This window comes from Methylobacter sp. (assembly GCF_004322395.1).
Classification (GTDB): domain Bacteria; phylum Pseudomonadota; class Gammaproteobacteria; order Methylococcales; family Methylomonadaceae; genus Methylobacter_A.
This window is the reverse complement of the sequence record NZ_SCTW01000098.1, coordinates 1-1,507: the sequence shown is the minus strand read 5'-3', so window position 1 is coordinate 1,507 and position 1,507 is coordinate 1. Positions and strand designations below refer to the sequence as shown.

Annotated in this window: 2 protein-coding genes; both read left to right on the top strand. The window is 51.2% G+C overall.

Annotation, left to right across the window (positions count from 1 at the left end; genetic code table 11):
- Nucleotides 1-1,122 (top strand): efflux RND transporter periplasmic adaptor subunit (locus EPO18_RS13160; protein ID WP_292433897.1); only part of this gene is annotated, 1,122 nt, incomplete at its 5' end.
- Nucleotides 1,115-1,507 (top strand): hypothetical protein (locus tag EPO18_RS13155; RefSeq protein WP_292433895.1); only part of this gene is annotated, 393 nt, incomplete at its 3' end. The genes EPO18_RS13160 and EPO18_RS13155, both read left to right, overlap by 8 nt.

The window sequence follows — 1,507 nt, the reverse complement described above, 5'->3', positions numbered from 1 at the left end:
TTTGGCGCGTATGATATAGCCCCTTCTCATGAGACCGAATCGGAACGGCTTTGGCTGCTTTGTTACACTCCGCTGGCATGGCTGTACCGTACTTTCGTGACGGTGTCCGTCACTCTATTTATCGCCGACAGATTTTTTATTTTCGGCACGCTATTGGCGCTATGGGGCGGCTTTAAACTGTTGGCAATGCCCTTACGGGCGGCTTATAAGCATGTCACAGGCTCAGCCAATTTGAGACGGCGCCGAAAAGCTGCATTACTGATCTCGCTTTCTATACTGATCGGCGTAGGGCTTCTGGGCTTTGTCCTGCCCATGCCGCTTTATACCAGAACCGAGGGAGTCGTATGGTTGCCCGACCAGTCCATTTTGCGCGCCGGGGGGAACGGTTTTTTTCGCCGCTGGCTGGTTTCTCCCGGCGTGAGGGTCAAGAAATCAACGCCTCTGTATGTATTAGAGGATGATTTGCTATTCACCGAGCTGGCCGTTGCAACAGCCAAAGTTAAAGAAACCGAGGCAAAATATAACGCCGAACAATTTACTGATCCGACCAAAGCGGCGGTTTTGTTCCGCCAATTGCAAGGCGAGCAAGAGAAGCAGGCACAATTGGAAAAACGAGCTGAAAACCTGATCGGCTATGCCAATACCGAGGGTGTTTTCGTTGCTGCTCAGCCGCAAGACATGCCCGGCAAATATTTCAAAAAAGGCGACCTGATCGGCTATGTGTTGGAACGCGATGCCTTATTGGCGCGGGTGGTTGTTCCGCAGGACGATATAGATTTGGTGCGCTCGCGACTGGCGTCGATAGAGTTACGGTTATCGAATTGGATAGCGCAAAGCCATCGCGTTAATTTAGCCAGGGAATCCGCAGGCGGGATAAACGAACTGCCGTCTGCGGCATTATCGTTAAGCGGCGGCGGAACCATAATTACTGAGCCTAACGATCCGGACGGATTGAAGACGGTCGAGCGGATTTTTATCGTAGATCTTGCATTGCCGGCGACTGTTTCAACGGTGACGTTTGGGGAGCGCGTACATGTCCGCTTCGATCATGGCAATGAGCCGTTAGCCTGGCAGGGTTTACGCCGTTTGCGGCAATTATTTTTGAGTCGCTTCGGTGTCTGATATTCGAGCGCTGATTGCGGGGCGCACCATAGAAGTTAGCGATGGCTGCTATGTCGAACGGGTTGATTTGCATGAATCCGAGTTTGAGGAGCGTTTACGCGGATTTATGGTTCACTTTTCTTCAAGCGGCACCGCTAAAGCCAAACGTTTTGTACAAAAGGTTAATGCGCTGGAGTCTTCCATTTGGAATCATCAAGATGATGGTTTGCGCGTCGAATTGGCTAAAGTCGGTCGCGAACTGCAAAAAAAAGGCTTTCGCGATGAGCTGCTGGCGATCGCTTTTGCAGTTATACGCGAAGCATCAAGACGCATACTGGGCATGCGCCATCATGATGTTCAGTTGATGGCCGGGCGTTTTCTGTTACAGGGAAAGATTGCCGAAATG